Here is a 16,073-nt window from a genome sequence, read left to right as displayed (position 1 = left end):
GAATACCATGACATTTAAAGAGGTGTACCTGTATGCAGGATACTTTGGAAGTAAAGGTGCGAAAAAAGTGCCCCACTTTTTAAAATGTCCTTGACAAGGGGTACAGTTCATTTACTTACCTTTTCGAAGTGTTTTTTGGCGGATAGTATTCGACTGGCTCCCATCGGATACTAAGCGGGTACTGAACCGAGAAATGCATCAGGATTTCTCGGTGAATACCCGCGTGCCGCCAAAAAACGCTTCGGAAAGGTTAGAAAATACCAGTTCTGCGGCCAGCTGACGGAGCCCATGCCAGTTCCCCACACCCATCTTTCCGTACACTACCTACATCTACAAAGCGTCATTACTCAGCAAAACCCAAATTTAATCTTAGCAGTATTTTCAAAACCGAAAGCGTACACTGCAGCTCTAAACCATTGATAAAGGACGCTATATCCTCCTTCGCCAAGAGAGAACATAACGCCCTTTTTCTTAATTATAAATTATATTTTGTTTTGATATTGATATCCGTATAAACGAATTCCCGGTCTGCAGATCCACCCTTTACAATCATATCATACAGCAAAAACGGCGGGCGGTACCCCTGTTCATATCCTTCCTGGTCAATCAGGAAATCCACATCATCTTCCAGCAGCGCCTTTTCATTGCGCGGTGTTAAATCGTAGATAATTACATAAGGCCTCTGCTTGGGATTTAATTTTTCAAATGCCTGCCGCACACCCGCCTGCCCACCGGATGCTACAAAGATTCCTGCGAGATCCGGCACCATAGAAAGGGTGTTTTCTATAATGCGTTCTACCTCCTGTGCCTCGTCAAAACTGCTTTGTACGCCTAACAGCTCCATATTCGGAAATGAACGCTTCGTCTCTTCTATAAAGCCTTCCACACGCAGACTGTTTACACTATTTGTAAAATATCCTGTAATAATCAGAATCTTACCTTTTTTCCCGGTGAGCATCCCCATAAGCCCTGCTGCCGTATAACCACTTCTTCTGTTATCCAGGCCGACGAAGCAGCATCGTTTCGTCCCTACTATATCCGAATTAAAAGTAATGACCGGAATGTGCTTTTCTTCGGTCAGCTGATTGATCTTCGTCCGGATCAGGTCACATTCTACCGGCATAATAGCCAGACCATCAATTCCCAGCGCTTCCAGTTCTTCGATCGCCTGAAGCTGTGCCTTTTCGTCAATGATGACACTGTCCCGCAGAAGAATCTCCACGCCCCGCTCCCGGAGTTCCCCTGCTGCCTGGCTGATGCCCTTGTTTACCTGAATCATAAAAGAAGACTTAGATAAATGCGTCACAATGCCTATTTTTAATTTCAGCTGTCCTTTGTCAGGGTTTCTGAACCCCCTGTTAGACTGATAGCCCAGTTCATCGGCTATCTCTTTTATTTTTGCTGCGACCTCAGGCTTAATCCTGCCACGATTGTTAAGCGCCCTGTCCACCGTCCCTCTGGAGACACCCGCCAGGTCTGCAATCTGTTGTATCGTTCCTGCCATAATTTTCCCTCAATCCGTCCTTTTTCATATACTTTTTTACTCACGCCCGCGTTTTGCGTTACATGCACGCATTTTTTCTTTTATTATAGACTAAAATATATGTTTTGACAAGTGGGAATTAACGCCTTCATTTCGGCGTATAAAGTCTGGACGGACGATGCCCTGCATTGCCTGTCATCTTACCGGTATCTGCTATTCAAATTCACCTGCTGCAGTTCTTCCGGTAATCTGCAGGGCTGCAGTCATTTAGCTTTTTAAACGCTTTTGAAAAATAATGGTAATCATTGAAACCGGATTGTTCCGCCACTTCTTTAATCTTGCATCCGGTATCCCGCAGCAATTCCCTGGCACATTCCATACGGCAATCCAGAAGATAGTTAGAGAATCCGATTCCCATTTCCTGTTTAAAAAGATAACTGAGGTACGCATGATTTACTCCTGCCGCATCTGCCACATCGCCCAGTCCGATCTGATGACGGTAATGGTCGTGTATATATTCCAAAGCCTGCTTTATAACTGCACTGACATTTTTCGGAATCGCTTTTGTATGGTCTGAAAACAAACGCCTGCAATAATCCTCACAGATTTTTCGCAGATTTTCAATTTTAATAATTGCTGCATATTCATCCGACGTTCTTTCCAGCTTTACTTTACCGTCCAGGCTTTTCAGCCAGTGCACCACCGCTTTACTGTCTGCACAATTCTTTCGGCATGCTTCAATGACCTTTTCAAAGGAGTTCAGTAGTTCGTCTTGTTTTTTTCCGGCAATGATCCGGGGAATATCTTCCAGAAGCTTATTAGCTTCCTCCGGCATTTGTCTGGCTATTGTTTTTGCACCGTCAAAATACAGGATGTCATTGTCCTCGTAGAATTTCAGCTTAATCATTTCCCTTGCCTGCTGGTATGCCTGACGGATCCCATCTTCTCCAATACAGATATTGCTCACACCTACCGCATACCCGTAAGGTTCCTGTTTACAGCACTTAAAACAGGCGGAAGCCACACTGGTAAGCTTCTGTTTCATCAGGCTGCTTCTGCACATTGCGGATAAATCCAAAAAACAGCAGAAGACACCTTCCCCTAAATAGATTTCTTCCACGTAGGCACTCTCTGTACCAAGAAGCAGCTCCAGCTGTTCCGTCAGCGTATGCAAGAACATCTGACTGTACTGATCCGCCTCCAGGGGCGTCAATTGTGCTTTTACCCCCGCCCAGTCCGGAATAAACATATTGATTACCGCACTGTTGATAAACTTCCCGTTAATTCCTGCCTCCAGCCTCTGTTTCTCCCTTTCCTCCAATGACATTGTTCCTGACAATAACTGGTTAAAAAAGTGATACTTCAGGGAATGGCTGCCCATTTTGATCAGCTTTCTGGTCCGTTCCCGTTCATCCAGCCTTACTCTCATATGTTTCATCTGGTGTTTAGCATTTTCCAAAAGCTCATACAGAGATTCTTCATCCAGGGAATTTTTCAGCACATATTCATTCGCCCCAAGCTTCATGGCTTCTTTTACATAATTAAAATCGTCATGACAGCTTAACACAATAATATATATTTCCCTGTCTCTTTCCCGAATTCTTCTGATTAGTTCAATTCCATCCATAAGTGGCATGGAAATATCCGTTACTACCACATCCGGAAAAGACTTTTCTATCAGGCCAAGTGCCTCTTCTCCATCCCGCACATCGCCTATGATCTCATAACCTGCCCGCTTCCAGGCTTCGAGCTGTTTTAAATATGTCCTGACTAAAAAATCATCATCTACTATTACTGTACGAAACATCCCACACCACTCCTTTTGCCACTGCGTGTTATTATCTGTCCTGTTTCTAATCTGGGATTAAACAGAGTATTCATTCGCCTCTCTGTATGCCGGAAGAAAGAGACATGCTTTCGTTCCATGTCCGATGCTTTCATAAGAAATTCCGCCCTTTTCCCCGTAATACAATTCCAGACGGTCTCTCACATTCGCCACACCAATGCTGCTTAATCCGCTTGTCTTCCTTGCCTTTTGTGTCAGCAGTATTTTCATCTGCTCCTGTGTCATGCCTCTGCCGTTATCCTCCACCTCCAGATAAAGCCGCTCATTATCAACTCTTGCGCATATCAAAATCCTGCTGTCCGTATTTTTCATATCCAGACCGTGGAGCAGAGCATTTTCCACCATAGGCTGCAATAACAGCCTTGGTACAAAACACCCGTTTGCTTCCGGCTCTATTTTATAATCTACCGCAAAATTCCCTTCATATCGGAATTCCTGCAGCCGGATATAATTTTCCAGGATATGCAGTTCATCCGCAACTGTGATAAATGTCCCTTTTTTATTAATACTTGCCTGCAGTAATTCAACAAAATCACTGATCATTGCGCCCAGCTCTTTTTCTCCCTTCAGCAGCGCCGCATACTTGATGGAATTCAAAGTATTATACATAAAATGCGGTGTAATCTGATATTGCAGCGCTTCCAGTTCCGCATCCTTTTTCAGCATTTCTTCTTTCACCAGCTGACCGATCAGTTCATTAATATGATCCAGCATGCTGTTAAAATTTCCGGATAATTCACCGATTTCATCGTTTGTATTAATTGCAGCTCTTTTATCCAGCTCTCCGCCGCTGACTTCTTTCATAGTATTTGTAAGGCATTTAAGCGGCTTATACATGGCCTTTGTTATAAAGTAGGCAATAAATACTGCCGCCAGTACAAATATGGCTAAAAACACCGCCAGAAAGTATTTCAGCTGATTCAGATCCTTTAGAATCTCACTTCTGGCCACTACCATTAAAAACTGGTAGCCGCTGAAAGTCCCTTTATAAAAAACCCCCAGCTTACTGTTATCACCGCTGTTTGCAAACCCATTTTTGTATAAGACGTTAAAATCTTTACTTTCATAAATCTTTCCCATATCTTCTGCATTTTGAGAAGATACAATCTCCCCCTGTTCATTTAAAATCATGGCAAGGGTAGTTTTCTGTGCATAAAGCCTGTCAAGATATTTATAGAAGATCGTCCGTTCTTCCACATTAACCATTATATAGCCCAGTATTTTCCCTTCTTCATCTTCCACCGTGTCCATATAAGATAAAAAATTAGACGATGATCTGAGCGGATCCTGCACAATGGCAGGCATACTCCCGGCAAATACTGCCTGTGCAATCTCACCTGTCTTTTTCTCCGGAAGCTGTTTTTCATAGATGGGATAATCCTGAGAGGTGACAATAATCCCCTCATTCGGCAACACTAAATAAACCGAACCAATATCGCTGTAACGCCGTTTATATGTCTTAAGCGTGGATGCGATATCTTCCAGAACCAGTTCCTTCCCAGTTCTCTGAAATTCCTGAATCTGCTGTTTCATTTCCCCGTCGCAGGAAGCCTGTACCGTAATATAGTAGATCTCTTTCAGCGAATCATCAAACACATTCCCCAATTGCTCCATCCGCCCATACAGGTTCTTCCCATAATTATCTTCCACCATATCAGCAGATTTAAAATAAAAGGCGATGGTAATAGACAACGCCGTAATCAGAGTAATGCCGACGATTGCCAGCAGGATTTTGCTGCGTATACTGTGAATCATAGATACCCCTTTTCCCGGAACACGATCCGCTTTCTGTGAGTGATACGGCAATTTAGGAGGCACAGCGGGCTGCTCTGACTAAATTTGGCGCATTCCTACAAAAAGCAGGACGTACAGATTTATACATAAAATTTTCAAACAGGCTATATAAAGTGTTTAAAATTGCTTTCTAAAACACGCTCTAAGCCCCGTCCCCAGAGGGCCGGGGCTTTAACAAACCCGACTAATATTCTATCTTTACAATGCCACCCTGGCGGTAAGCTTCTGTTGTGGCAAATCCGATCTGTGTGGATTTCGTCCCGTCATATACGGTTACTTCCGGCTTCACTCCGTTTTGCACGCAGTTAATAAAGTCTTCCATTTCCAGGCGGTAGGATTCGGCAAATCGCTCCGGAAATCCGCTGACACATTCCTGAACCACACCCTGGTTATTATAAATCATACACAGGTTCTTAGCAGGAACAGGGCTTACGCGGATAGATCCTTCGGTTCCGATGATTTCCGTTTCTACGTGATACCCGTGAGGTGCGGTACGCCCCACATGCACGAAACCAACAGCACCATTTTCACATTTATACATTGCCACACCTGTTTCATCATCGCCTGCTTCTTTAAACTCCGGATGCTTAAAGGTAGATCCTGTGGCATAGACTTCTACCGGATCAGAGCCCAGGAACCAACGCATCAAATCAATATCATGAATTGCCATGTCAATAAAAATACCACCGCTTGTTGCAGCAAATCTGATTGCCCCGTCTACCAGTGCTTCCGGGTCGATACCGGTTGCTTTTACCATATAAGGGGTACCTATTGCTCCTTCTTCTATCTTTTTCTTAGCATAGGCATAAGATGGATCAAATCTTCTCATGAATCCCAGGAAAAACGCAAGCTCCGGATGGCGTTCCACAGCCTTTTCCGCTATACGGCATTCCTCCACATTTACCCCCAGAGGTTTATCGGAAAATACATGTTTTCCCGCATCTAACGCTGCTTCTATCTGCCAGCAGTGCTCTCCGCTGGTTGTAACAATTGCAACCGCATCAATATCCGCCTTTGCCAGCATCTCCCGGTAATCGCTGTACACATCTTCCACACCCAGCACTTCTTTTGCATAATCAAGTTCCGCTGGCATAATGGAACATGCTGCCGTCAATTCTGCATTAGGAATCTTAAATGCCAGATTTTCTGCATGTACTTTTCCTAACCTTCCCAAACCTGCAATTCCAACTTTAATTTTTTTCATAAATGATACCTCTCTTCTTTTCATGTTATTGTTTTTCACTATTTTCCAAGTCCCAGCGGGGAGAAGATAATATATAATACTACAAGCCCTGCCACGCAGAATACCGATGCCGCTTTAATATGTTTCCAGGGCGTTAAATCTACCGCTTTTACATCCTCCAGGACAAAATCCGTTTCTCTTGGATGAATCTTTCCTATAAACAGTAATACCAGCACATCGATGATAAACAATACGCTTAAGATATATAAATAATGGACATTCAATGGCAAAAACTTTGAAATACTATATAAGATAACATGTGAAATCAAAACAATTTTCGGTGCTGATGCCGGAACCTTTTTTGAGAAAATTCCCACGATCACCGCAGCCAGAATCGGCATATTATAAAATCCAAAACAAGACTGAAGGAAATCATATAATCCGGTAGGTGCAAAACTCACCAGAGGTGCTACTACGATGGAAAGTGCTGCCAGTCCGAAACCGAACCGCCTTCCTATTTTAACCAGGTCTTTATCCGTTGCATCCGGATTAAATAATGGTTTATGTATATCCAGTGTGTACATGGCAATGGAACCATTCAATGCGCCGTTAAAGGAGCTTAAGATAGCACCGAATAATACCGCTGCAAAGAATCCCAGTAATGCTTTCGGTAATACATCTAAAACCAGCATTGGATATGCCAGATCGGAATTAGTAAGTGTCGTTCCGAATTTTCCATATGCTATAATGCCGCAGAAGGTAATGAAGAGTGGTGTCAGCAGCTTGAATGCTCCAGCCAGCAAAGCTCCTTTTTGTGCTTCTTTTAAATTCTTTGCTGCAAGCGCTCTCTGAATAATAGACTGATTGGTACACCAGTAAAACAAGTTATTAAACAGCATACCTGTGAAGAGCAATGGCCACGGAACCATAGGGGCCTGTGCATTTGCAGGATTGATCGCATTAAATTTTTCAGCTGGAATCAATTCAATCAAATGCTGGATTCCTACCAGCGGATTTCCTCCTCCAAGAGACGCCAGACCTAATAGCGGAATCATAAACCCGCCAATAATTAATCCAACCCCAAAGATACTGTCTGCGGATGCAGATGCTTTCAAACCGCCGATAACAGCATAAGTGGCTCCAATAATGCCCAAAGCCGTAGCTGTAACTACCACACCCATAAACTGGGAACTTCCCAGCATTTTATCAATTCCGAAAATCTGATTAAATACCAGCGCCCCGGAATACAATACAGTAGGCAGATAGCAGAATAAGTAACCCAGAAGAAATAATACAGAGACAATTCTCTTTACCCTTCCATCATACCTTTTTTCTAAGAACTCTGGTATCGTTGTAATACCCGCCTTAAGATACCTTGGCAGAAAGAGTGCTGCCAGGAAAATAGTTGCGATACAGGAAGTAGCTTCCCATGCCATAGGCCCCATATTCGCCGCATATGCCTGACCGCTTTGTCCGATTAACTGTTCTGTAGACAGGTTAGTCAAAATAATCGAACTTGCAATCACTGGAGCGGTGAGTGATCTGCCTGCCAGAAAGTAACCATCCTGTGTATCCAGGCTTGACTTTCTTGTTTGTTTTACAACATAAACCCCCACTAAAACCATACAAAGTAAAAAACTAAATACCGTAAATAACATTTCCTTACCGCCTTTCTTTCTCCATCTGATGTCTATATTCTAGCTGATATCAAAAGATTTTCCAGTAAGGGAATTTTTAGATTTGTATGTTATTTTTATGGGTCTTTTTTTAGGTATGCATCTATTTTACCAGATCCAGAATCTGATAATTATCTTGTTGTAATATTTCTATATTTTTGTGTCTTATTTTTAGGTATGCATATATTATGATGATGTTTCTTTTATTTTTTGATAATATTCTACATTTTCATTTGTTATAACTTCTACCGGAAGTATCTTCTGATCCTCCTGGTCACTTCCCTTTTTATGATTGACGATATACCGAACGGTCTCCTCCCCAATCTCATAACCGGACTGGGATGCAAGTGCCGCTATCCCACCGTTTTTCACCGCCTCAATGGCATCCTCCTGAGCATCCACCGTTACAATGGCTACCGGACTTCCTTTCATATACTCCATAATACCCAGGGCAGTCACGGCGCTGGTAGCAAGAATGCCGGAAATATCCGGATTTTCATTCATAAGCCTGGTTATTTCCCGTTCGGACATCTGAAGATTACTATACCCGCTTTCCACAAATGCCACCTGAATATCTGAATTTTTCTGTATGTAGTCCTCAAATCCCTTGATTCTGCCAGCATGTGCCATCTGTTTCAAATCCCCGGAAATAATGCCAACTTTCCCATTATTATGAAGCTGTTTTGCCATATATTTCCCAAGCTCCCATCCGGTTTTTTCATTATCAATCCCAATATAAGGCACCTCGGCATCCGCTATCTGCGTGTCATATGCAAAAACCGGTATCCCCATCTCATTTGCTTTTTTAATATAATCTGCATTACTGTAGGAATCAATAGGAGACACCGCCAATGCATCCACCTTTTTATCCAGAAGGTCCTGAATCATTTTCTTCTGAAGCACGGCATCCGTTTCCGTATCCGGCGAAACAATCAAAACGGAGACCCCTTCCTCATCAGCTGCTTTTTCCATACCGGAACAGACCGACATCCAATACTCACTGTCTCTTGATTTGGTAACAACGCCAATCACATAAGCATCGTTTTTCGAAACTGTCTCTTGTCGGTTACTGCATCCAGCTAATAGTACCATACACAATACCCCCAAAAAGAGAATCCCTGTTTTCTTCATACATCTTACCCCGCCAAACCATTTTTATATAGAAAAGAGAGGTTGAAATAACTTTCCTGCCTCTCTCTTTGTCTTTTTTTTATTATATCGAATATCCGGCAGGTAAACAAGTGGAGATTCATTTAATTACCTAGAGCGTGTTCTAAAATTACTTTCTGACAGCTGTGCGTCACAGTTTGTGGGAGATTTGTCCCGGATAAAGGGCACGTAGCAGGCTACATAACCTGAATCCGGGGCAAATATGCCGCAAAGTGGGGCGTGCAGATGGCGAGAATGAATTTCAAACACGCTCTGGTGCTCCATCCGGAAATTCCAGATGTCTCATTTATTTTTTATAAATTGTTTGAAATACTTCAATATGTCGTTTGACATTCTCAAACACCCCAGATTCCATTGCCGTATTTAAATCAAAATAATTATGTTTTCCATCCGTACCTATATACGCTTCCACTTTCTCTATCAGACTGTTAAAGCTCGCCGTAGCTATATTTACTTTGCAGATTCCAAGAGAAATTGCCCTTTGAAAATCTTCGTCAGTAATGCCGCTTCCTCCATGGAGCACCAGCGGAACGTTCGTATTTTGATGAATTTTCTCCAGAACATCAAATGCAAGTGTGGGAGCAACCGGATAATTGCCATGGGCATTCCCTATTGCTACTGCCAATGCATCCACGCCTGTTTTTTCACAGAAAACCCTTGCATCTTCCGGATCCGTGCAGCGAATCCCATGGTCACAGCTTCCATCTTCACTACCGCCAACCAATCCCAGTTCAGCTTCTACTGTTGCCTCATATTTTTTGGCTAACTCCACGACCTCTTTTGTCTTAGCCATATTTTCTTCAAACGGGCAGGCAGAACCGTCAAACATCACAGAGGTAAATCCAAATTCCAATGCCTTTTTCACTGTTTCCATTGTCAGACCATGATCCAGATGCACCGCTATATCCACTTTTGCTTCTTTTGCAGCCTGCACCATCATCGGTCCCATTAATTCCAGAGGTGAATGTTTTAACCTCACCTCTGCAATCTGCAGTATAATCGGGGTATTCGTCTCTTCCGCCGCCCGTACAGCACCTTTTACCATTTCCATATTTCCCACACTGAATGCTCCGCATCCCGTTTTTTCCGCCTTTGCTCTTTCTAAAAGGTCTTTCATTTTTACTAATGACATATTCTGATTCCTCCTTATCATAGCTTTAATTTTACAAGTTACTAATTTCTATTCTGGCATAATTTTAATTTTTGCATAAATTCTATTTTGCCGTAAATTCTATTTTGCTGTAATTTCTATTTTGCTGTAATCACCCTTGCTGGTTCCTTTTCTTCGTCATTTTCCAAATTCTTTCCTGTACTCTTATCGGCCAATTCTCTTTCTAAGAGAATGATAAACATAACGGACAGAGCAGCACATATTATCCCAACTATAAAACCCATGTTTGTATCAAATCCATTGGCTGTGATTAAATTTGCAACAAAGGGTGCCCCAAGGGTAGCAATTACAATTCCTGACATAACAAATCCATAGTTTTCTCCTGAATGGGCAAGTCCAAATATAGAACTGGTCAGCGACGGGAAACTCCCCATAATCCCCCCATAGCAGCCATACATCAGCACAATTGCAATAGTAGTAAACACAGATTTCGATAAAACCAGCATCACCATAGCTGCAACAGATACCGTAAGTACTCCTTTTACACATTTCACTCTCCCTATTTTATCTGCGATGGACGGGAGGAACAATCTTGCTGAAGCATTCATTATAGAACCAAACATCACGGCTGATACAGCAATGGACACCGAGATGCCCCGTTCTGTCTGCACTCCCTGCGCAACCGGTGAAATCATAAAATAGGAAATCAGGCCGAAAAGCATGGTGGCTACCAGATAATAAAACTTTCTGGTACGTATCATCTCTTTGGATGTATATTGCTTTTGCAATTTTAGAGCTGCCGTTCCATCCGCAACCCATCCCGGTTGATTCAACGGCCTGACACCTGCCTGTTTAGGATTTTTAATAAAAATCCAGCCCAAAACCCAGGATAGGGCAATGACACTTCCAATCACTAAAAATGCAGTTTTGGGACCACTCTCTGCCAAAATCATCCGGCTGACTGGCGCAAGAAAAAATCCACACAGACCATTTGCAGTAACTACAATTCCCGACGCAAATCCAAGTTTATCGGGAAACCACTTTTGCGCTGTAGAGAGAATGGTCGTATACATCATTCCCTGACCAAATCCCTGCATTACTCCATAAGTAAAATACATAGGCAAAGGCGATGGAATAATTAAAAAAGCTGACAACAAAATACCTGCCGCAAAAATCCCGCCGCCTGCAGCAATTGCAATCTTCGGATTATACTTATCCTGAATACGCCCCCCAAAAATATTTCCAAATACAAACGTTAACATAGACAAATAGAAACACATGGACGTCTGTCCTTCAGTCCATCCCGTCAGTTCCCGGATATAGGGCTGATATAAGGACCATATATGTGGATACCCAGTAAAAAATATAGCAAATGCTCCAAATACCATCATCAGCACCCGTTGCTTTTTCTGCCTGCTGTTTAAATGCATCTTTTTTCCTCCCATGACTCCAAATCAACTGTTTAATAATTGTTAAATAATTTTTCAACAACTGTTAAATAGCTTCTTATTACATCTGACTTGTTTTTTGGATATGTATTGATCATTTTTATGCATTCATCCTAGCATGTTTTGATATTCTTGTCAATTGTTTCTGGTGATCTTTTAATTTTATTTTGGTTATGTCATGATTTTCTTATCAAAAAGTCAGAAACATACTACTTGTATAACATAAATAACTCAAATCTATATATCAATGTAAATCACTTTAAATATATTGAAAACTATCAGGTATACTAAGAATTTTATAGAATTTATCAGATACACAATGGTATTTAAAATATATAATATATTAATTTTTTAACTATTTGCATTATTTAATATTTATTTTGATATTAATTTAGGTTTATACCTTTTTTATTGTATCTATATTTGTTGCGTATTTCGAAAATTATATAACATTAAGATGCATACTTTGTATTTTCTGGCATACACACCCTTAAAAGTAAAAATTCAACAAAATATACCTTTTCAACTTACCCAAAATATACTATAATATACTCATCATTTAGGAGAGGGAACGGACTTATGCGTACAAAAAGAATTGACTCAATTGAACAATACATATTAGAACAAAAATCGGTATCTCTGGATACGCTTTGCGAACAATTTGCCGTATCGAAAAATACCATACGAAGAGATATCGACACCCTGGTAAAAAAGGGAACCATTAAGAAAGTTTACGGCGGCGTCACAGTAGCAGAGGCTCCGCCAATCAGCGACGTCATTCCTTTTGAAGAACGTCATACAAAATACGCTGCCGAGAAAGATGCCATATGCAAAATTGCAGCCGGATTTGTCAAAGACGGAGATATTATTTATATAGACACAGGCACTACCTGTATCAATATGATTGATTATATTTCCCACAAAGAATGTACCATTATCACCAATAGTGTTCAGGTCTGCCTGAAAGCAATTCCTTATCCGAATCTGACCCTGATTTCCCTTCCGGGTACTTTAAAACGGGAAACGCTGTCATTTGTGGGTAATGAAGTAATTGACTATTTAAAAACCTACAATATTACGAAAGCATTTATGGCATGTACCGGACTTACCATCGCAAACGGCCTTACTAATGCAACCCGAGAAGAATACACGGTTAAAAAGGCAGTGATAGAAAACAGCCATACTCATTTCCTGTTAGCCGATCATACTAAATTTGGTCACTTTTCTCTAATGACCTACTGCCCTATGAGCCAGGTAGACCATATTGTTACAGATGAAATGCCGCCTCAGGAATATTGTGATTATTGCCGTGACAACCACATTGAAATACATTATTAGATTGTTTTCAAAATAAGATAAGAAAAGCTCCCACCTGCCGGTGAGAGCTTTTCTTATCTTATTTTTGTTACTTTGTTATTCTGCTATTTTTGCATTATCACAGTTATTCTCTGTGCTGTCTGCGTTTGGATCTGGTCCTTACAACTAATACCACGATCACTGCACCAGATACTACCAGTAATATAACCATCAGCATAATCGGATTTACATCTCCGGTTTTAACTCCGCTCTTATTGGTTGTATTCTTGTTGGTAGATGATGTTGTGGTTGAAGTTACAACTTTGTAGGAAACTGATTTCGTATCCTTCGTTGATGTCTCATTTACCCAATTTGTTCCATCATATTTCTGTTTTTGGAAAGAAACTGACAAAGTATAACTACCGGAACTATTCAACTTAAAACTGCCGCTGTTAGAAGATGCATTATTATCCCAGGTTCCGTTCACATAAGAAGTCCAACTTACCGGAATATATCTAACATCATCTAACGAAGGTGACTGAGATGGAGATTTAATCTCTGATCCCGCTCCCGTTGCTGTAAAGGTTAAAGTAGACCCTGTCTTGTAACTGGTTGTGGTCTGTACGCCTGTAACCTTATTATTCTGCGGATTGCTGATAATTGGGTTACGCAACGTAGTTTGCTCTACCGATACAGATTTGGATGCTTCATAATTTGTTGATTCTTTGTATCTTGCTAAGATTTTATAAGAGGTCTTTTCACTTAAGCTCTTAAAAGTATTGTTGTTTTCAGGCCAAGTTTTACCACCATCAATAGAATATTCCACTCCGGAAGCTTTCTTCATTGTGATTGAATTGTAGGTAAAGGAAGAAACTTTAACATCTTCCGGCTTCTTGGTGTTTTTCGCTTTATTGATCTTAGCAGAAGTTGTTTTATTCTTAATGGATGTTGAACTTAATACGTAATTCTTATCAAATCCACTACCCAGTTTAATTTCGGAAACACTAACTTCTTTTTTCGATCCAGCGTCAGCACTGTCGAATACAAATTTTCCTGTTGCTGTAGGTACGTCTTTTCCGATGTTATATCCATCTGGTATTGTAAGCTTTAACTTTCCTTCTGCATTCTTTTTTCCATCGTAAGTTTTAGATTCTACAGATTCAATTGTGGGCGTGACTTTCAATTGATTTACAGTAAGTTTAATATGTTGCTTAACAGTTGTACCATCATATTTAATTATGATATCTGCTTCGTACGTACCCACCGAAAATCCCTCAACTGTCTTAACAGAGCCTACTTGTATATAGTCTTCAGAATTGGCGGATATATTCCATTTATCTTGATAATCCTCTGTATCAATAGTGAAAACATTCTTACCTTCTCCCGCTAATGTAATAGACTCTATTTTAGTTGAAGCATTGCCTACATTCTTTACTTTCAATGCCAATGGAGACGATTTGTAACCATAATATTTTGTGCTAAAAGCTAAAGACATAAAATTTAAATCTGCCATTGCCTTTACACTAATTGTAGCAGTGGCTATTGTACTTGCATAATCTGTAGATGTTGCTTTTTTACGAACCTCATACGTTCCTGCAGTTAAATCATTAGCTTTACCTAAAGTCATGTCTATCCAATTTGTACTATCCTTCATACGATATTGATAAACTGAGCTTCCTGGATTTGTAACTACTAACTTGCCAATTTTGGGTTCCTTCGCAGTTACATCATTAACACTAATTACTGGTGCAGGATCTTTTTTTCCAATATCAATTTTAAATGGTTGATCTGATGAACCTTTCATTTTAAACTGAAGTTCCTTTTCAAACATATCTGTTGAGATCTTCATATTCTGTCCTTCAACTACACAATCTCTCCATTTTGTATCATCTTCAGTACTATACTTATATTGCATATCTGCTGTTACATTAGTAAGTACTTCATTTGGATAATCAATCTTAATATTATCTACTGCCGATGCTTTATGAGATCCATTCGTATCAGTCGTTTCTGATTCACTCGGTGTAGTCTTATTGCTATCTGTCTGGCCCGTTGTTTCAGTCGCTTTCTGGCTCTCTGTAGTAGCTGGCTGCGTATCCGGTGCTTTGCTTTCATCCGTAGGCTTCGTATCCGTTACCGGCTCAGTTTCCGGGGATTTCTTTTCGGTTGCTTCAGTTGCTTCGCTTGCTTCTGTAGCAGCCTCTGTTCCCTTTGCTGTTTCTGATTCAGAACCTGCAGTTGTTTTTTCGGTTGCTTCAGTTGCTTTTTCCGTTGCTTTATCTGTAGTCTTCTCAGATTCTGTCTTTGCCGGAGGTGCTGCAAATGCATTGTCATCATTCGCGTTTACGGTTCCGGAAAAACTAACGTCATTTACTGTAATAGATGTTGTCTGGCCCTTGGCATTTGCAGGAAGCTTTAAATAAAGGACTCCTTTATCATCCGTCTTCAAATCTTTGTAATCATATGTATAATCTTTTCCATTTTGTTTAACAGATAATGATTTTACACTTGTTGCCGCTGTGATACCAGGTAATGTAAGTTTTACTTTGTAAAGCGTTGATGTACTGCTTGTAGTTTTTTCTGTTGTTGCTTCGGTAGTAACTGTAGTCTGTGGCGTATTCTCTGTACCCGCTGCTGTAACCGGTAATCCCGTTCCAGCTATCATACTTATTGATAAGCAGATCGCCAACAGTTTATTTACGATCTTTCTCTTCATAACGACACCTTCTCTCCTTTATATTTTATTTTTCGATGACATTCGTCATAAAGCCTGAAAACAAATTGATGCAGCCGAATTATATCTATGAATCATATCTATATTGCCGGCCGGCTCATGATTTTAGAATTAGAGTCTTAACAAGTATCTGTCTGAATACCTATCCCTCATCACAATTGTTTCTATATTCTTATAATACCCGTTAGAATCCTGTTTGTCAACAATTCCCAGACATTATAGGAAAAATTAAGAAAAGGCTTCCCATAATTATAAAAAATTAAGAAAAGAGGGTCTGCATAGTCTGACAAAACATATTAATGTCTTAACAGACCACGCAGTACCCTCCTGCT

The 16,073-nt window shown here is 40.7% G+C and carries 12 protein-coding genes; 1 reads left to right on the top strand and 11 read right to left on the bottom strand.

Features of this window, described 5'->3' with window-relative positions; genetic code table 11:
* Positions 1-198 precede the first annotated feature (198 nt).
* The 10 genes from QR40_RS32490 to QR40_RS08775 form a co-directional block, all read right to left on the bottom strand.
* Positions 199-321: a hypothetical protein gene (locus tag QR40_RS32490; protein ID WP_276325424.1), complete on the bottom strand. Its 123-nt coding sequence runs from the start codon at positions 319-321 to the stop codon at positions 199-201.
* 154 nt (positions 322-475) lie between these two features.
* On the bottom strand, positions 476-1,504 hold the full coding sequence (locus tag QR40_RS08810; RefSeq protein ID WP_027296988.1) for a LacI family DNA-binding transcriptional regulator: 1,029 nt from the start codon (positions 1,502-1,504) through the stop codon (positions 476-478).
* 202 nt (positions 1,505-1,706) lie between these two features.
* On the bottom strand, positions 1,707-3,290 hold the full coding sequence (locus tag QR40_RS08805) for a response regulator (protein WP_027296987.1): 1,584 nt from the start codon (positions 3,288-3,290) through the stop codon (positions 1,707-1,709).
* A gap of 57 nt (positions 3,291-3,347) precedes the next feature.
* Entirely contained in the window at positions 3,348-5,084 is a 1,737-nt protein-coding gene (locus QR40_RS08800) for a cache domain-containing sensor histidine kinase (protein WP_044294389.1), read from the bottom strand.
* 223 nt (positions 5,085-5,307) lie between these two features.
* Positions 5,308-6,327, bottom strand: a complete 1,020-nt coding sequence (locus QR40_RS08795; protein WP_027296985.1) for a Gfo/Idh/MocA family protein — start codon at positions 6,325-6,327, stop codon at positions 5,308-5,310.
* Positions 6,328-6,365: 38 nt separating this feature from the next.
* Positions 6,366-7,964, bottom strand: a complete 1,599-nt coding sequence (locus tag QR40_RS08790; protein WP_044294388.1) for a solute:sodium symporter family transporter — start codon at positions 7,962-7,964, stop codon at positions 6,366-6,368.
* A gap of 204 nt (positions 7,965-8,168) precedes the next feature.
* A complete protein-coding gene (locus tag QR40_RS08785; RefSeq protein WP_242858470.1) occupies positions 8,169-9,074 on the bottom strand; it encodes a substrate-binding domain-containing protein in 906 nt (301 codons plus the stop codon).
* Positions 9,075-9,239: 165 nt separating this feature from the next.
* The gene (locus QR40_RS33070) at positions 9,240-9,416 is read right to left on the bottom strand and encodes a DUF6783 domain-containing protein (RefSeq protein ID WP_334291769.1); all 177 of its coding nucleotides are present in this window, start codon (positions 9,414-9,416) and stop codon (positions 9,240-9,242) included.
* 22 nt (positions 9,417-9,438) lie between these two features.
* A complete protein-coding gene (locus QR40_RS08780; RefSeq protein ID WP_044294386.1) occupies positions 9,439-10,284 on the bottom strand; it encodes a class II fructose-bisphosphate aldolase in 846 nt (281 codons plus the stop codon).
* A gap of 116 nt (positions 10,285-10,400) precedes the next feature.
* Positions 10,401-11,693 (bottom strand): MFS transporter, encoded by a 1,293-nt coding sequence (locus tag QR40_RS08775; protein ID WP_044294385.1) that lies wholly within the window; start codon positions 11,691-11,693, stop codon positions 10,401-10,403.
* A gap of 597 nt (positions 11,694-12,290) precedes the next feature.
* On the opposite strand from QR40_RS08775, the gene QR40_RS08770 reads away from it, so the two are divergent.
* Entirely contained in the window at positions 12,291-13,049 is a 759-nt protein-coding gene (locus QR40_RS08770) for a DeoR/GlpR family DNA-binding transcription regulator (protein WP_027296980.1), read from the top strand.
* Positions 13,050-13,152: 103 nt separating this feature from the next.
* Here QR40_RS08770 and QR40_RS08765 read toward each other — a convergent pair whose 3' ends face one another.
* Entirely contained in the window at positions 13,153-15,723 is a 2,571-nt protein-coding gene (locus QR40_RS08765) for a YDG domain-containing protein (RefSeq protein ID WP_044294383.1), read from the bottom strand.
* Between the last annotated feature and the right edge of the window lie 350 nt (positions 15,724-16,073).

The organism is Robinsoniella peoriensis, from assembly GCF_000797495.1.
In the GTDB taxonomy this organism is placed as follows: Bacteria; Bacillota; Clostridia; order Lachnospirales; family Lachnospiraceae; genus Robinsoniella; species Robinsoniella peoriensis.
Note: the sequence above shows the minus strand (reverse complement) of the source record. Positions and strands in the feature narration are given on the sequence as shown.

Coding starts and splice junctions, on each gene's coding strand:
- QR40_RS08810 (WP_027296988.1), bottom strand. CDS start 1,504: ATGGCAGGAACGATACAACAGATTGCAGACCTGGCGGGTGTCTCCAGA.
- QR40_RS08805 (WP_027296987.1), bottom strand. CDS start 3,290: ATGTTTCGTACAGTAATAGTAGATGATGATTTTTTAGTCAGGACATAT.
- QR40_RS08800 (WP_044294389.1), bottom strand. CDS start 5,084: ATGATTCACAGTATACGCAGCAAAATCCTGCTGGCAATCGTCGGCATT.
- QR40_RS08795 (WP_027296985.1), bottom strand. CDS start 6,327: ATGAAAAAAATTAAAGTTGGAATTGCAGGTTTGGGAAGGTTAGGAAAA.
- QR40_RS08790 (WP_044294388.1), bottom strand. CDS start 7,964: ATGTTATTTACGGTATTTAGTTTTTTACTTTGTATGGTTTTAGTGGGG.
- QR40_RS08785 (WP_242858470.1), bottom strand. CDS start 9,074: ATGGTACTATTAGCTGGATGCAGTAACCGACAAGAGACAGTTTCGAAA.
- QR40_RS33070 (WP_334291769.1), bottom strand. CDS start 9,416: ATGGAGCACCAGAGCGTGTTTGAAATTCATTCTCGCCATCTGCACGCC.
- QR40_RS08780 (WP_044294386.1), bottom strand. CDS start 10,284: ATGTCATTAGTAAAAATGAAAGACCTTTTAGAAAGAGCAAAGGCGGAA.
- QR40_RS08775 (WP_044294385.1), bottom strand. CDS start 11,693: ATGCATTTAAACAGCAGGCAGAAAAAGCAACGGGTGCTGATGATGGTA.
- QR40_RS08770 (WP_027296980.1), top strand. CDS start 12,291: ATGCGTACAAAAAGAATTGACTCAATTGAACAATACATATTAGAACAA.
- QR40_RS08765 (WP_044294383.1), bottom strand. CDS start 15,723: ATGAAGAGAAAGATCGTAAATAAACTGTTGGCGATCTGCTTATCAATA.